General features: G+C 35.1%; 12 protein-coding genes and 1 tRNA gene. 6 read left to right on the top strand and 7 right to left on the bottom strand.

From position 1 onward, the window contains the following. Window positions 1–11 precede the first annotated feature (11 nt). Both EXIGUO8A_RS18780 and EXIGUO8A_RS09700 read right to left on the bottom strand, forming a co-directional pair. Window positions 12–2096, bottom strand: a complete 2085-nt coding sequence (locus EXIGUO8A_RS18780; RefSeq protein ID WP_236564465.1) for a family 16 glycosylhydrolase — start codon at window positions 2094–2096, stop codon at window positions 12–14. Between the two features lie 301 nt (window positions 2097–2397). After that, complete coding sequence (locus EXIGUO8A_RS09700) at window positions 2398–5202, bottom strand: helix-turn-helix and ligand-binding sensor domain-containing protein (protein WP_159304428.1); 2805 nt, start codon at window positions 5200–5202, stop codon at window positions 2398–2400. A gap of 283 nt (window positions 5203–5485) precedes the next feature. Between EXIGUO8A_RS09700 and EXIGUO8A_RS09695 the strand changes: the two genes are divergently transcribed. Both EXIGUO8A_RS09695 and EXIGUO8A_RS09690 read left to right on the top strand, forming a co-directional pair. Beyond that, entirely contained in the window at window positions 5486–7864 is a 2379-nt protein-coding gene (locus tag EXIGUO8A_RS09695; protein ID WP_159302975.1) for a TonB-dependent receptor domain-containing protein, read from the top strand. A 132-nt stretch (window positions 7865–7996) separates the two neighbouring features. Continuing rightward, entirely contained in the window at window positions 7997–8245 is a 249-nt protein-coding gene (locus EXIGUO8A_RS09690; RefSeq protein WP_036157715.1) for a hypothetical protein, read from the top strand. A 61-nt stretch (window positions 8246–8306) separates the two neighbouring features. On the opposite strand, the gene EXIGUO8A_RS09685 is transcribed toward EXIGUO8A_RS09690, so the two are convergent. The 3 genes from EXIGUO8A_RS09685 to EXIGUO8A_RS09675 form a co-directional block, all read right to left on the bottom strand. Continuing rightward, complete coding sequence (locus EXIGUO8A_RS09685; RefSeq protein ID WP_159302974.1) at window positions 8307–8588, bottom strand: DUF427 domain-containing protein; 282 nt, start codon at window positions 8586–8588, stop codon at window positions 8307–8309. Window positions 8589–8604: 16 nt separating this feature from the next. Further along, window positions 8605–9813 (bottom strand): bifunctional alpha/beta hydrolase/OsmC family protein, encoded by a 1209-nt coding sequence (locus EXIGUO8A_RS09680; RefSeq protein WP_159302973.1) that lies wholly within the window; start codon window positions 9811–9813, stop codon window positions 8605–8607. Window positions 9814–9969: 156 nt separating this feature from the next. Further along, window positions 9970–10051 (bottom strand) — tRNA-Leu (locus tag EXIGUO8A_RS09675). A gap of 128 nt (window positions 10052–10179) precedes the next feature. Between EXIGUO8A_RS09675 and EXIGUO8A_RS09670 the strand changes: the two genes are divergently transcribed. Next, window positions 10180–11571: a dipeptidase gene (locus EXIGUO8A_RS09670; protein WP_159302972.1), complete on the top strand. Its 1392-nt coding sequence runs from the start codon at window positions 10180–10182 to the stop codon at window positions 11569–11571. A gap of 184 nt (window positions 11572–11755) precedes the next feature. Here the strand turns inward: EXIGUO8A_RS09670 and EXIGUO8A_RS09665 are convergent, their stop codons facing one another. After that, window positions 11756–12334, bottom strand: coding sequence for a PhnA domain-containing protein (locus EXIGUO8A_RS09665; protein ID WP_116770259.1), 579 nt, complete (start codon window positions 12332–12334; stop codon window positions 11756–11758). 226 nt (window positions 12335–12560) lie between these two features. On the opposite strand from EXIGUO8A_RS09665, the gene EXIGUO8A_RS09660 reads away from it, so the two are divergent. The 3 genes from EXIGUO8A_RS09660 (at window position 12561) to EXIGUO8A_RS09650 (ending at window position 16482) form a co-directional block, all read left to right on the top strand. Continuing rightward, the gene (locus EXIGUO8A_RS09660; protein ID WP_116770258.1) at window positions 12561–12926 is read left to right on the top strand and encodes a BlaI/MecI/CopY family transcriptional regulator; all 366 of its coding nucleotides are present in this window, start codon (window positions 12561–12563) and stop codon (window positions 12924–12926) included. Between the two features lie 2 nt (window positions 12927–12928). Continuing rightward, on the top strand, window positions 12929–15262 hold the full coding sequence (locus tag EXIGUO8A_RS09655; RefSeq protein ID WP_159302971.1) for a M56 family metallopeptidase: 2334 nt from the start codon (window positions 12929–12931) through the stop codon (window positions 15260–15262). A 116-nt stretch (window positions 15263–15378) separates the two neighbouring features. Next, window positions 15379–16482, top strand: a complete 1104-nt coding sequence (locus EXIGUO8A_RS09650; protein WP_159302970.1) for a DUF4407 domain-containing protein — start codon at window positions 15379–15381, stop codon at window positions 16480–16482. Between the two features lie 60 nt (window positions 16483–16542). Here the strand turns inward: EXIGUO8A_RS09650 and EXIGUO8A_RS18840 are convergent, their stop codons facing one another. Then, window positions 16543–16671: a hypothetical protein gene (locus tag EXIGUO8A_RS18840; RefSeq protein ID WP_262885559.1), complete on the bottom strand. Its 129-nt coding sequence runs from the start codon at window positions 16669–16671 to the stop codon at window positions 16543–16545. Window positions 16672–16816 lie beyond the last annotated feature (145 nt).

Genomic DNA, 16816 nt, shown 5'->3' with positions numbered 1-16816 from the left:
ATTTTGAAATATTATTGATATACCCTTACATAATCTACTTCCATTGTATCTTGTGTAAATGCCGGGTCAATTGAACCACCAAGTGTACCGCCCATTGCTACGTTCATAATTAAGAAAAAGTCATTATTGAACGGTGTAGTTCCATTATTAACAAAACTATTATGGACTACTTGATCATCTACCACGAACTTAATACTTTCAGGTGTCCATTCTACAGTATAATTATGGAACTCAGATGTTGCCGTTGCTACCGGTGTAGAGCCTACAACCGCATTACCCGCCGAATTACCAGGGTAGTGCAATGCACTACTAATTACGTTATTGTTGTTACCAACATGTTCCATTATATCGATTTCACCACTTGCAGGCCAACCAACTTCATCATAATTTGCACCTAGTGCCCAAAGTGCAGGCCAAGTACCACCACTAGAAGGAAGCTTAGCTCTAATTTCTACCCTACCATATGTAAACTCAAAGAGGTTTTCCGATTTAATTCTACCCGAAGTAATTCCGCCAGAGGGCGAAACTCCAAAATCAAAAAACAAAACAACTCTGTCATATGTTCCAGCAGATGCAGAACTAAAATCGAAATTTAAGGTTTCCCATGCATTATCAACAGTCGTATTTACACTAACCTCTACATTCTCATCTGCATTTGCTTGATTTTCCAACTTAAGGATAATATTTGCACCTACTGAAGGTGACCAAGTTTTAATGCTTATAGTTGGATAGGTTACCAGATCAACAGGAGTTGATAAATCAAAGAACGAACCGGCCCAAGTTTCTGCACCCAATGCTTTTGTTGATTGAGCTACATTGGCCGAAGTATTATCTCCAGTAACATCTGGATTTGCTACTACGGTAGTTTCGGTACCTCCAAAACCGGTAAAAGTAGGAGCTACACCTTCAAAATCTTCCAATGTTTGAGAACTACCAACAGCATCGATCAACGTGACATCATCAAAATAATGAACCGCGGCTTCACCCTCTCCAGCTATAGCCATTATTTTTAAGACCCCGTCTTCTACCTTTACATTTTCTAAATCACTAGTATATGTTTGAGCTTCACCATTGCCCCATCCGCCAGCACCTAAGTCATAGGCCCAGTTTGAAGGATTGGGAGCACCGTCAACATCAAATTCATCAGACCAAACCAAATTCGTATATATAGTCTCTAAGTTTTCATCACCACCATCCACAGCTGCTTCTGCTGTAAACTTATGGTACCAAGCTAAGTCAGCGTTTTCTGTATCGTAGGTGCGTACATATAGAAAATCATCTTCGATTGCCAAAATCTCATACACAGAAGATCCTACGTAATAACCCATAAAACCACCGTCGGAAATAGTTATTTGTATACCTGTTGTTTCATCTTCAGGAACATTTCCCTCAACAGGAGAAAGCACAACAGATTTTGCTCCACTTGTATCAAAATCATAGCAAAAATCAGATTCTTCACTACCACCAACTACGGCTTTATGACCAACATTAAAATAGGTTTGTCCTTTATTGTCAAGCTCAAAGGTTAATTCGCCGCTTGAATCTACCGCAAAGGTTATTTCATCATCACAAAGACAATCAGAATCTTCGGTTCCACACTTCTCAAATGCAGAAGCTACATACCATTTTGGGTACCACCAATCTCCATCTATACCATCACGTGCAGGCCCTAAACCTAAATGTCCTTGCTGAGAAGCAGCAAGAAACCATGTTTTAGAGCTGTCATTAGTTAATAAGGTAACCGTTTCGGGATCAGAAAATGCTACGGAAACAGAAACATCTAAAGTTTCAGAAATTTTCTTTCCTTCTGTAGAACCAGCTGTAACTGTTACCGTGTATGAATTATCACCTATCATGTCATATGTTTTGGAAACTTCTCCCGAAGTACCCAAAGCAGAAGATCCATCTCCAAAATCAAAATGATAATAATTGGCCTCAGAAGCAGATGCCGTAAAATTCACAGTACCACCACCCATATTTTGTGTATTAACAACTAGGTTAGATGGCAATACCGAAACAGGAATATCGATATCATCTTCGTCACAGCTCATCAATGCCAAGAATAAGCATACAGCGATGTAATTTAGTTTTTTCATAGTTTAAATTTTATTGTACGAGTTAACAAATTGATTATAGGTCCTTACCAAGATTACCTTTAATTGAATATTAACTAATAGGGTAAAGACTTTTGCAATTTAATTTCAATGATTATTAAATTCTAATTATTCACCTATACAAAAAACATACAATTCAAAAAAAACATGATTAAAATAACAATTCATCAATTTACCCCTTTTAATATTACTGAAAAGACATCTAAAGAAACACCTATAAAACATATGAAAATAACCAGTTGTTGTGGTAATGTTGTGGTTAAATACAAAAATGTTGAGGAAACTAAAGGTTAATAATATAATCTGTTAAACCCTCTTCATGTAAAAGATTCATTTTTTTACGGAGACGATATCTCTTTACCTCCACACTCCTAACGGAGATATTCAATAAAGGGGCAATTTCTTTTGATGAAAGGTTTAATCGCAAATACGCACATAAGCGAAGATCGTTAGATGATAATTCTGGGTGTTTGTCCTTTATTTTTTTTAGAAAATCCTTATCAGCATTATTGAAGGCATTTTCAAAAAACGTCCAGTCTTCATCATTATTAATATTTTTATCTATTGTTTTTATCACCGATCTTACCTGTGAGTTATCTTGACTATCTTTAAGTTTTTCTTTTATAGAATTCAAGAATTCATTCTTTTTTATAATACTCATCGTAGAGATAGCCAATTCTCTATTTTTACTATCTATAAGCTCTTGCAATCGTTCATTTTTAACCTGAACCAATTTCTTTTGGTTCTTTAATTTCTTACGTTTTAAACGTTTCTTATTCTCCTTTATAAGCTGCAACTGTTGTTTCTTGTAATAATTTTTATACACTCTGTGTATCGCCACAGATAATAATGCAGCTAAAAATACGTAACCCAAAATTGCCCAATAAGATAAGTACCAGGGCTTTTTAATAATAAACGAATGACTAATTTCATTTATGGTTGAGGTGTTACCAACCTTGGCCCTAACCCTAAGCATATAGTGACCATGTGATAAATTTTCTAGTGATATAATTGGGTCTGAAGACCAATTACTCCATTGTTCATACCTCCCCTCAAGCATATATTGATAGTAGACCTCAGTAAATCTATCAAATTCAGCAACATGAAATGAGAAGGAAATATTATTTTGAGAATGTTCGAATTCTTCATTTTCGGATATAGGTATGGCAATCTTAGGTCCGTTATAAGAAGTTTTTGTCACACCATTTAAGGTGAGACTGTAGTTTCTATCATTTTTCTTATCTAAGTCTAATGTGACATATCCATTGGACATGCCTATTAAATACTCTTCTTTTTCTACATGTACTACAGATTCAAAACCAAGAACCCCCATGCTTCTCCTAAAAAAATTTGGAATTGAAGTTTTGACCACTTCTGGCTCTTGAGTTAATTGTCCCGTAGAAATACTTATTATATTATTAGTTGAAAAACCCCATAACCTCTGAGCGTCATTTGTAGATTGCACAATACCAACAATACTATCGCTAGCATTAAAGAACTTACCTGTCAAAATAGAATCCTTAATAAAATCTTGTTGTTGAGCTTCATAATTATAAACCCCATTAATAGTAGCATAAACGATATCATCTTTAAACCTCATTAAACTAGAACCATTACCTTTTGAAGGTATCTGACTTACTTTTAAAACCTCGGTGTAATCTGTATTTAACTCTAATCGATAAATTCCTTTATAGTCATGATTTACCAGTAGTTCATTAGTATCTGAAAACTCAAAAAACCTCGAAGAACTATCAAAACCTTCAATTCTATTTTTAAATATCCATTGTCCATCACTGAACTTCAGAACACTTAGTCCTTTATAATTACCCTGTACCAATAATTTAGAGTTTACATGTATTGGTTGAATATCCCAAGTACCTGGATAATTAGAAATTTTAGTCGCAATGGTATCATTGATGACATAGGTACCATTGTGATGACCACAGAATAAAGTATTTTGAATCTCTTTCAACATCCAAACTTGACCTTCTGTGCCTTTCACCATTTGAAAATCAGAATTTTCGTTATCCTTCTTATAAAACAAGCCCTGGTTGGTCCCTAAATACAAAGTCCCTTTAATTTTATCAGCAGTATAAACAACTCCTAAAGTCCCTAAGTGATCCACATATTGCTTAAAAGGTGAATTTAAATTCAGAATACTCAGACCATTATCCAAGCCTAACCACAGATTATGATCAATATCTTCATATAAAGACAGTACTGTGTTATTATTAAGTCCCTTTTCTTGATTTACATGATAAATTAAAGTGCCATTTTCACTTATATGATAAATCCCTTTGGAAATTGTACCTAAAATGTAAGACCCATCATCCAGCTTTAGTGTACTATAAATTTTAGTGGCGGTCAAGTTAACATCGGCACTAATTTTCCATTCTTTTAGGGTATTATAGTCATAATAAAAAAAGTTGCCCGTTTCAGTTATGACCAGCATTCTGTCCTCTACGGAAAATGCTCCTACAATCGTCTCATTTTTAAAAACGTCATGATCCGACACTAAAATCGGCGTTCCGTTCTTTAACGTAAACAAACCATTAACCCCATTCTGAAAATAAATTTTGTTGTTAACCTTGAAGATTTTTGCACGGCTAGTCGTTACCTCAAAAATCTCAAACAAATTGGTTTTAGAATTATAGATATAGATTCTATCCAAAGACTGAAATAATACCCAATCTTTAAAACTTATTATATTCCAAAAATCTTCATCATCTATTAAAGGTATTTCTAAATCTTTAGATAGCGATGAATAACTTAATACACCCAGTTCATTACTTTTCCAAAAACCAAATTCCATGTAACTACCGGTGTAAATTCTATCACCAACAGCACTTACCGATTTTACAGGTGTTCCAAAAGGTGCTTGGTATAGTTTCCATGAAGTACCATTAAATTCTAATAACCCATTATTATTGGCAATATAAACTCTTTGATTTTGAGATTGCGCAAAAGACCAATTTTGGTTTCCTGCCTCATATTCAATAGGAGTATAATTCTGAATTGGAGGTAATTCTTGAGCCGAAACAGTAAAGACCAGAAAAGCAAATAAAAAATAAAACGGTTTTAATACCATCAAATAAAGCATCAAAAATTGATAAATTTAAATATAGGTATTTAATTATTACCCTTTGAAAGAACTTCCACAATAGAAATGACGCCTACTTAGAATTAACATGTTATAAGACAATATTTAATTTTGTGCATCAAGTCTAAAAACGACTTTCGTAAATTTTAAAATTAAGCAAATAATTATTTTAATAATGTTATTCGCATTACCTAAACTGTTGTTTGTACTAATTAATTTTATCCCCAAAAACTAATGTGCATTTTTGCACTAAACAACATCAACACTCATAATGCTTAAACAACTTCAACACTCAATTCTTTTAATTGTCTCGTTATTTGTCTCTACGACTTTATTCGCACAAAACACCACCACCATTACAGGTAAAATTGTAGAAACTAATAATGGCGGGCCAATTGAATTTGCAACCGTTCTTGTAGGCGACCCAACCAATCAAAAACCTATTGTGGGTACTACAACCTTGCAAGATGGTAGTTTCACTCTAGAAACAACTGCTTCTGAATTTTATATAGAAGTAAGTTTTATTGGTTTCACAACCAAAAGATTTGATAACCCCACCATTGTAGACGGTAAAATTAATCTTGGCACCGTTACCATAGCAGAAGATTCTCAACAATTAGACGAAGTGGTGGTAGAAGGTGAAGTTAGTCAGACCGTATTCAAATTAGATAAACGTGTATTCAATGTAGGTGCAGACTTAAGTAGTACTGGAGCAAGTGCATTAGAGGTCTTGAACAATGTACCCTCGGTAAACGTTAATATTGAAGGAGCGGTAAGCCTACGTGGTAGCCAAGGAGTTCAAATGTTGATTAATGGAAAACCTTCAGTTATTGCCAATGAACAAGGAAACGCCCTTGGAACCTTAACGGCAGATATGATAGAGCGTATAGAGGTTATCACCAACCCTTCTGCCAAATACGATGCAGAAGGTACATCGGGAATCATAAATATCGTTCTTAAAAAAGAGGAAAAGAAAGGATTAAATGGTGCGGTTACTTTAAATACGGGCGTGCCTAATAATCATAGTTTAGGACTCAGTCTTAATAGACGTACCGAAAAGTTCAATTTATTCAGTCAGTTAGGATTTGGTCGAAGAACCTTCCCCAGTGATGAAGAAACAGAAAATAGGAATTTGGAAGACGGCACTTATATCAGCAGTTTAGGCGAAAACGATAAGAACGAAACATTTTTTAATCTTATTCTGGGAACAGATTATCATATCAACGACTTTAATGTCATTACACTATCAGGAAATTTCGCATATGAATGGGAAAAAGAGAATGCAGATGCCATTTTCAGCACTTTTGATGAGAGCAATACATTGACAGATGCTTTTAGAAGACAAGAATTGACCGAGGGTACAAACCCTAAATACTCATACGAACTGCAATACAAAAAAGACTTTGAAGGCAATGAAGAGCAATCGTTGTTATTAAGTGCTACCGGAAACTTATTCGCCAAGGATCAAACATCAGACTTTAATAACACGACTACTATTGGTGCTGATGACAACACGCTTCAAAAAAGTAGAACAGATTTCACCCAAGCAGAATATACTTTTAAGGCAGATTACACACACCCTTGGTCAGAGCAATTTACCTTAGAGACCGGTGCGCAATATCAAATAAACGACGTAGAAAATGATTTTGCCATCAGCAATTTTGATAGTACAGATTTCATTGAAGACCCTAATTTGACCAACGTATTCGAATGGACCCAAAAAGTGCTGGGCATTTACGGCACCACTGCTTATGAAGGAGATAAATGGGGCATAAAAGTAGGACTTCGTTTTGAAGATACCGATGTTGCCACCTTGCTACAGACCACAAACGTGAGCAACGATAAGAATTACAATAATCTTTTCCCTAGCGGTCACACAAGCTATAAAATTAACGATGACCTATCATTACAAGCGGGATACTCTAAACGTATATTTAGACCCCGTTTGTGGGATTTGAATCCGTTTTTTAATATTAGGAACAACTTTAGCATAAGTACGGGTAATGCAGATTTACAGCCAGAATTTACCGATAGTTTTGAGGTCACCAGTATTTACAAACTTGGTAAGGTTTCAATGAACCTTGGTGTTTTCTATAGACATACCGAAGACGTTGTGGAAGATATTGTAGAGTTTGAAGACAACGTAAGTATTTCAAGACCAGAAAATGTTGGTATTAGTAATACCACAGGTTTAGAATTCAATGCCAAATACATACCAGCAAATTGGATATCTTTTACCAACGATTTAAATTTCAGCCATTTTGCCCGAGAAGGAGATTTTGAAGGGAGCTCATTCGACTTTGAAGGAAACCAATGGTCTACGCGTTTAACCAGTAAAATTAAACTTCCTGCAGATATAGATTTGGAATTCATAGGAAACTACCAATCTAGTTATAGAACATTGCTTCAAGAAATATCAGAAAACCTATTTATGGATTTCGGAGCGAGAAAAAAGATTTTAAAGGGAAAAGCTATTGTCAACTTAAGTATTAGGGATGTCTTCGCCTCTCGTATAAGCGAAAGCATTACCGATCAACCCACATACTATCTTAGAGATTATAGTAAGCGTGGCAGGTTTGTAACGCTGGGTATAAGTTTTGGATTTGGCAAGGGTGAGGCAATGGAATTTTCAGGACAAAAGCGATTCTAAAAAAACATAAAATATTGATTTTAACCATCGCTATTTTTAAATAATCTAAATACATACTACTGAAAAACAGCTATTTAAATTGCTTCTAAAAGATTAAGGTTTTAGTTTTAATTGAATTTAAAACAGAAGATTATGTCGATAAGATTTGGAAATAGTTGTGTTAATTGTGATAATTTGGTTGAAGGCAATACTTGTAAAGTGCATGGCGTAAAAGTAGGAAATAGTTATACGTGCGATAGCTTTGAAATGAAAGCCACTTTAAAAGATGACACCAATTGTGTAACCTGTGTAAAGTTTGAATCTAGTGATTGTGCTAATCCACAAAAGGCAGCACCAGGTATGTCTTGTAGCCATTGGGCACCACAAAATGCTACTGCATAAATGCAAATAATATAAGTAAGAATTTAAAGGTCAGCCGAAAGCTGACCTTTTTTTATGTAAACTATTTTACTTCTACACCTTTCCAAAATGCTACATACCCTTTAATACTCTTAGCCAATTCTGATACTTCTGGGTAGTACCATGCAGCATCTTTATTTACATCTCCGTCAACCTCAATATCATAATATGACGCCACACCTTTCCAAGGGCATTTGGTATGGGTCTCGGTACCTTTAAAATATTCTTGTTTTATAGATGACGGCGGAAAATAATGATTTCCTTCAATTACTATTGTAGCATCACTTTCTGCGATTACCTCGTTATTCCAAATTGCCTTTACCATATCTTAATATTTAATTCTATTTTAATTCCGTCAATACTGTAGAACCTACCGTTAGAGTTTTATGTACCGGACATTTATTGGCTATTTCTAATAACCGCTGACGTTGTTTTTCATCTAGATTACCGAACAGTTCTATTTTTCTTTTAAAAACATCTATTTTTTCAACGGATTGTGAAACATTTTCAGAGTCTGGAGCGTGTTCTTTACCATAATCAACATGAACAACTACCTTTTGCAAATCCCATTTTTTTCTAGTGGCGTACATTCTTAATGTCATAGCCGTACATGCTCCTAATCCCGATGAAACATAATCATACGGAGAAGGTCCAAAATCGTTTCCACCAAAATCAGTAGGTTCATCTGCAATCAACAAATGATTACCAGAAACTATCTCAGAGGTAAAGCCTTCATTACCTATACTCACCGCAACTTGGTGAGCGGTTTTTAATGGTGCTCTCTTAGGAATATCCAAGTAACGTTCTGCCCAACCAGCAATAACGTTACCAACATATGTAGAGTCATCATTGTTTGTTAACAGATGATCAGCTTTATCAATAGAAATAAAGCTTTTTGGATGATGTGCGTATTGATATAATTCCTTTGCATTTTCAATACCCACAATGGTATCTTGGGGCGAATGAATGACCAAATACGGTTTTCTCAAGTTCTTTAAAACCTCATTCATAGGTTTTGACTCAATATCATCTATAAAATCTTTTTTAATGGTGAAGTCCCTACCACCAATATTCACTTTTGCTTTACCCGTGGCATTAATTTCCTCTACATTAGATTTAAATAGATGTTGCACATGTGCCGGGGAAGATGGGGCGCCAATGGTAGAAACAGCGACAACAGATGCAATTTGAGAAGCAGCAAAAATAACAGCTGCACCACCAAGTGAGTGTCCAATCAATAAAGCAGGAGCTTTGTAATTCTCTTCTAAAAATTTAGCCGCTTGAATAAGATCAGAAACGTTCGATGAAAAATTGGTATCTTCAAAACTACCTTCACTATCACCTAAACCTGTAAAATCGAAACGAAGTACAGCTATTCCTTTATTTACTACAGCCCTTGATATATTGCGAACAGCAGAAAAATTCTTATTACAGGTAAAACAATGGGCAAAAACAGCATAAGTGTGTGCTTCTTGATTATTAGGTATTTCTAACCTAGCCGCTAATTGTTTTCCTTCAGAATTTGTAAACGATACTTTTTCGAACCCCATAATTATCCTTTCTGCTATTTGACTTAATCTATAGCATTAGAAATAAATAAAGGTTAAAACTTACAAACCTGTTTTTTTAAGTGAAGTTCTAAGGCTCTTATTTGATAATATTTATGCATAAAAAAAGCCTCTCGATTTCTCAAGAGGCTTTCGTTGTACAGGCGGAGAGACTCGAACTCTCACACCTCGCGGCACTAGATCCTAAGTCTAGCGTGTCTACCAATTCCACCACGCCTGCATACTTTCCTAAATCACGATATGTGATTATCGGGGTGCAAATATAATGCAAAAAATCAATTCTCTAAATTTTAGCTATTTAAAAATTACGCTTTTTGTACTTTTATCGAAAGTCACATAAAAAAGTACATGAAAAACGTAAAGAATTATTTATCGGAAAACAAAGACCGATTTTTAAATGAAATCATTGAATTACTTAAAATTCCGTCTGTTAGCGCAGACCCTGCCTTTTCACAAGATGTTTTAGATGCTGCTGAAATGGTAAAATCGAGATTGGAGGATGCTGGCTGCGATGTTGTTGAAATTCATGAAACTGCTGGTTACCCAATTGTATACGGTGAAAAAATTATAAATCCTGATTTACCAACGGTACTTGTATATGGTCATTATGATGTACAACCAGCCGAACCATTGGAATTATGGACTTCACCACCATACGAACCTGTTATCAAAAAAACCGATAAGCACCCAGAAGGAGCCATTTTTGCACGTGGTGCGTGTGACGACAAAGGGCAAATGTATATGCATGTAAAAGCATTGGAACTTATGGTGAAAACCGACCAGCTACCATGTAATGTAAAATTCATGATTGAAGGTGAAGAAGAAGTTGGTAGTAATAACTTAAGCATCTACGTCGCTGAGAACAAAGAAAAACTGGTAAATGATGTTATCCTTATATCTGATACGGGAATGATTGCCAATGATGTGCCTTCTATTACAACAGGTTTACGGGGGCTTAGTTACGTTGAAGTAGAGGTTACTGGTCCTAATCGCGATTTACATTCTGGCTTATATGGCGGTGCGGTTGCCAACCCTATCAATATTTTAACCAAAATGATCGCCAGTCTACATGATGAAAACAATCATATAACCATTCCCGGTTTTTATGACAAAGTAGAAGAACTATCTGCCGACGAACGTGCAGAAATGGCAAAAGCACCTTTTAGTATTGAAAAATACCAAGAGGCTTTGGATATTGAATCTGTTTACGGAGAAAAAGGTTATTCTACCAACGAACGTAATTCCATTAGACCTACGCTAGATGTAAATGGTATTTGGGGAGGTTATATTGGTGAAGGTGCTAAAACGGTTATAGCCAGTAAGGCTTACGCCAAAATATCTATGCGATTAGTTCCTAATCAAGATTGGAGAGAAATCACCGAACTATTCAAAACACATTTTGAAGCTATTGCGCCTAAAGGTGTAAAGGTAGTTGTAAAACCTCATCATGGCGGACAAGGATATGTAACCCCTATCGATACCACTGCTTACCAAGCGGCTTCAAAAGCTTACGAAACTACATTCGGTAAAAAACCGATTCCACAACGTAGTGGTGGTAGTATACCAATAGTTTCCCTTTTTGAGAAAGAACTGAAAAGCAAGACCATACTTATGGGCTTTGGTTTAGATAGTGATGCCATACACTCCCCTAACGAGCATTTTGGAGTGTGGAACTACTTTAAAGGCATTGAAACAATACCGTATTTTTATGAGTATTTTACAGAAATGACCAAGAAGTAAATGGTTGACAGTTGAAAATAAAACGTCTTTGCGAGTTTGGCGAAGCAATCTGTAACTTTGGAACACGAAACTTACAGATTGCTTCATCGCTATAAAGCTCCTCGCAAAGACGTTCATTTTATTCTAGAAGTATCTTTTATCGATGATATATTGATTCAAAGAACCAACAACTATCTAATTTCAACTATATTTTCTTCACGTACTTGGTAATGATAACCGTCATAGTTGGTCCCACCTTACCTTCAATGTACTCGGCATTCTCACGATCTAAAGAAATTCTACGTACTGCAGTACCTTGTTTAGCTACTTGGCTAGACCCTTTAATTTTCAAGTCCTTCACCAGAACTACACTATCTCCATTTTCAAGAATTACCCCATTTACATCTCGGTGAATTATTTTCTCGCTTTCTGCTAATCCTTCTCCTGTCGCTTTTGCCCAATCTAAAACCTCTGGTTCCAAATACATCATATCCAGCAAATCTTTAGGCCAGCCTTCAGATTTTAATCTAGATAGCATTCTCCAAGCCACAACTTTCACCGAATCATATTCGCTCCACATACTGTCGTTCAGACAACGCCAGTGGTTTGCATCCATTTGTTCTGGGTCTTCAATTTGGGTACGGCAAATTTCACATGCCAATATACTAGAATCCACACCACTTACCGTTACCGGTTCCACTTCAAAAACTTCTAAATTACTGGTTCCCGTACATAATTCGCAAGTGGAGCCACTACGTGCTTCCAAATCAGCTAATACACTCATATTTTTGGTTGTTTTAAGAAGTCAAATTTACATCTTTTAAATGGGTCATATGGACCTTTCCCCAAAGAATTGGGGTCGGGCTATACATTACAAGTACGCTTCGCTAAAAAGCGAATGCGGGCTTTTCATTGCTATCCCTAAGGCAAAAACCAACAAAACGCCTCTACATTTGTAGAATTAAAATATTTATTCTATGTTTGTAGAAAATACTCTAAACTTGTAGAAAATGCAATTATCCAAATCAGAAGAAGAATTAATGAATATTCTTTGGAAGCAGAAAAAGGCTTTCATGAAAGATTTGCTTGATGCTTATCCAGAGCCAAAACCCGCCACCACTACCGTTGCCACACTTTTAAAAAGAATGACCGACAAGAAGTTTATTGACTATAAAAGCTTTGGTAGAAGTAGAGAATACTTTCCGTTGGTTAAGAAAAAAGACTATTTCTCTAAACATGTTAACGGACTCATTAAAAATTTCTTCAATGATAGTGCGAGTCAGTTCGCATCTTTTTTCACTCAAGAAACCAATTTAAGCAAAGCAGAATTGGAAGAATTGAAAAAACTAATAGATGTTGAAATAGAAAAGAAGTAATTATGGAAATCTATCTTTTAAAATCCGCCGCATGTATGGGCATCTTCTTGCTTTTCTATAAACTCCTTTTGGAGAAAGAAAGCATGCATCAATTTAAAAGATTTTTTCTATTAACTGCAGTCATCGCTTCTTTTATAATACCTCAAATTGTCTTTACAGAATATATTGAAGTAGAACCAACCACGGTAGTCACTCAAGTTATATCCATAAATGAACCCCAAGAGATACAACCAGTAATTCAGGCTATTGAAAAATCGCCCATGAATTGGTCTTTAATACTATGGACTATCTACGGGCTAGGAGTTGCAGGATTTGCATTGCGTTTTCTTATCAATCTCTATAAAATATGGAAACGTATTCATAACAACCCAAGAACAAAACATAGTGCTATCTATAGAATATTACTAATAGAACAACTACCACCACATACTTTTTTACGGTATATATTTTTAAACAAACGAAAGTTTGAGGTCAACAGCATACCAAATTCCGTAATAAAACATGAGGAAACCCATGCTAAAGAATGGCATAGTTTAGATGTTCTTTTTATTGAAATATTACAAGTATTATTTTGGTTCAATCCGGTAATATATGCTTTCAAAAAAAGCATTAAACTAAATCATGAATTCTTAGCAGATAGTGCTGTACTAAATGGTCAAGAAGACCACTTAAACTATCAAAATACAATACTGTCGTACTTATCAAACGACAGTTTTAACACCCATCAATCAGTTGGTATTGCAAATGCCATAAATTATTCATCAATCAAAAAACGATTCATCATCATGAAAAAACAAACATCAAAAAAAGGAATTGCAATTCGAAGCCTACTGTTACTACCTGTATTGGCTTTAATGCTTTATGGTTTCAGTCAAAAAAATGTAATTGCTCAAAACACCATTAAGGACATTAATATTGAAATTACAAAAACTGGAGATTTACTGCTTAATAATAAGCCAGTAGCATTAGAAAACCTTTCGACAGAAGTTTTAAGAACCAATCAAAATTTCGGTCCTTACATTATAAAAAACTATCTAACGGCTCATATTCTTTATGATGAAAATCAATATGGATTAATTGACCAAGTTCAGACAGAACTAGCAGCTATAGGTATTTTTAACATTGAACATTTTAGTAAAAGAACTGCAAATATTCTTGGTAAACACGGATTTGAAACAAGTGAGTATCATGGTAAAACAGTAGATGAAGCGCAAAAAATCAGAAGAAATAATGTTTTTAATGAACTTAAAAACAATGCCAACCAAGAACCACTGCTAGAAATAGTATGGATAGAAATAAAGAATGAAGACGAAATTTGGTTTAATAATCAACAAGTTCTATTGACAGAACTAAATGAAAAAATAAAGTCAAAATTTCCTTTGGCAATTGAGAACAACAAGCTAGCAGCTCAAATTTATGCTACAGAGATTATTAATTCTGTTTTTACAGATGCAATTACCAAAGAATTGAGAAAGCTAAAGACAAAAAGCATTACTATTTTTTCAGATAAGTATATCATGCCTAAAAACGAATATGAAGAAACTGTTGAGATAACACCTGAAACTGTTATTTTAAAAACCAACGATATTATTTTACAATCAAATAAAATCACGAAATACAATTCCTTAGCCAAAAAATACAACGCTATACCTATTGAAAAAAGAAGTATTCCACTTAGTGATTTAAGGATGTTAGAATCTATTTATAAAAATATGACTGTTGAGGAAAGAAAATCAGCTCAACCTTTTCCTGAATGTTTGCCTAAACAAAATCAAGATGGTGCTACAAAAGAGCAATTATCCACCTACAATAAGTTGGCAAAAAGTTACAACACCATGATTTCCGAAGGCGGAAACATACGCATACTAAAAGCTGATGTGGATCAACTAACTTATATCTACGGATTAATGTCTGAGAAACAAAAAGTGAATGCAGAACCATTCCCAGATTTTCCAGAACCTCCTCCAGCACCTAAAGCCCCAAACACATCTGAATATGCAGACAGTCAGATTAATGAAATCATTGAAAATCAAGACCCATATGATCATTTAAACCTCGATGTAAAGGCTTTAAACGGAATTCCTTCAAACACCCAAACTTTTCATTCTAAACCTAGCAGTCCGGTTGCACCTCCACCTCCTACTCCGCCGTCACCTTTAGATTACGCTATAAGCATGGCAAAAAAAGGAGCAACGTTTTTCTACGAAGGCAAAGAAGTTTCGTCTGATAAAGCCATTGACCTACTAAAGAAAAACAAAGCGTTAAATATAGAATCTAAAAAGAAAAATGGTAAGACAGAAGTACGAATTTCTAAAGAACTTGTAACAATAAGGTAACAACAACGTCAAACATATGTTAAAGCCCTCTTTTCGAGGGCTTTTTGCGTACCAAAAGTGAAATAGTTACGTTCACCCAGTATACATCATCATCAATCAAAAAACGAATTTTCATCATGATTCAAAACTTCTTTATTCTTTGCTCTTGCGCAGATGCCGAATTATTACAAACTTGTTCTAAAGGGGAACAGAACAAATATGCGGGTATTGGCGCAACGGTTTTTTTTACTGCGGTCATGGCATTTATCGCCAGTAGTTATGCACTATATACTGTTTTTGACAATGTTTATGCAGCTATATTTTTTGGTTTTATCTGGGGATTACTAATTTTCAACTTAGACCGCTTTATAGTTTCTACCATTAAAAAAAGAGGGAATTTTGGTCAGGAGTTTCTACAGGCCGTACCACGAATTATTCTTGCCGTTATTATCGCCATTGTGATTTCAAAACCCTTGGAAATGAAAATTTTCGAGAAAGAGATCAATCAGGTGTTATTAGAACAAAAGAATGAGCTTACCCTTGCCAACAAAGAACAACTCGCATTGCAATACACCCCAAAGGTTGAACAATTAAATCAAGATATTACAGCCCTAAAAACCGAAATTGACACTAAAGAAGCAGAAACAAACGCACTTTATGATATTTACATCAATGAAGCTGAAGGTACTGCTGGCACAAAGTTATTGGGTAAAGGACCTGTGTATGAAGAAAAACGTGAAAAACATGATGCATCCCTTGCCGAACTACAGGCATTGAAGATCACCAATGCAGAAAAAATTACAGAATTAGAAGCCCAGATAACCGATTTAAATACGGAATATGCCGAAGAAGTAAAAACTTCGCAACCCATTATAGATGGTTTTGACGGATTAATGGCAAGAATATCAGCTTTAGATGAATTGCCGTGGCTACCATCCTTTTTCATATTTCTACTATTCTTAGCGATTGAAACTTCGCCTATAATTGCCAAATTACTGGCACCAAAAGGTGAATATGATATTAAATTAGAAGAGGAAGAAAGTGTACTTTCTACTTGGGTAGAACAAAAATTGGCGCAACGTCAATTAATAGCTTCAACTGACGGAGAAATCAATCAGAAAATATACGAAGATTTAAAGGGAGAAGAGGAATTGTACGGGTATAAAAAGAAAAAAGCAGAGGAATTGCTACGCTTACAAGCAGACAGCTTTCATAAAATACAGACGAAAGCCTTAAAATAGAAAAAGACCAATATTTCTATTGGCCTTCATCGGTTTGGGGGAACTACCTGAACAACTTTTTTACACTGCCATGGATTCTACGATCAATTCAGAATCTGTTATATTAAATTGGCAGATTTCATAAATTTCATCTTGGTTGGCTGTTTCAAAATACCCTAAGCATCTTTTTGAGTTTATAACTGTTTTCATATGATTTCGTATTGGTGATATTTTTTGAGTTAATCGTTAATTACACTCCAAAGGTATCGTGTAGATAGTGTTCAATTTTTCAATCGTAGATTAACCCACAGCAACTGTAGACGAATCAACAAAAAGTGTAGATGAACAGTTTTTA

It is taken from the genome of Maribacter litoralis (assembly GCF_902506355.1).
Lineage (GTDB): Bacteria > Bacteroidota > Bacteroidia > Flavobacteriales > Flavobacteriaceae > Maribacter > Maribacter litoralis.
This window is presented reverse-complemented; position numbering and strand designations above follow the sequence as displayed.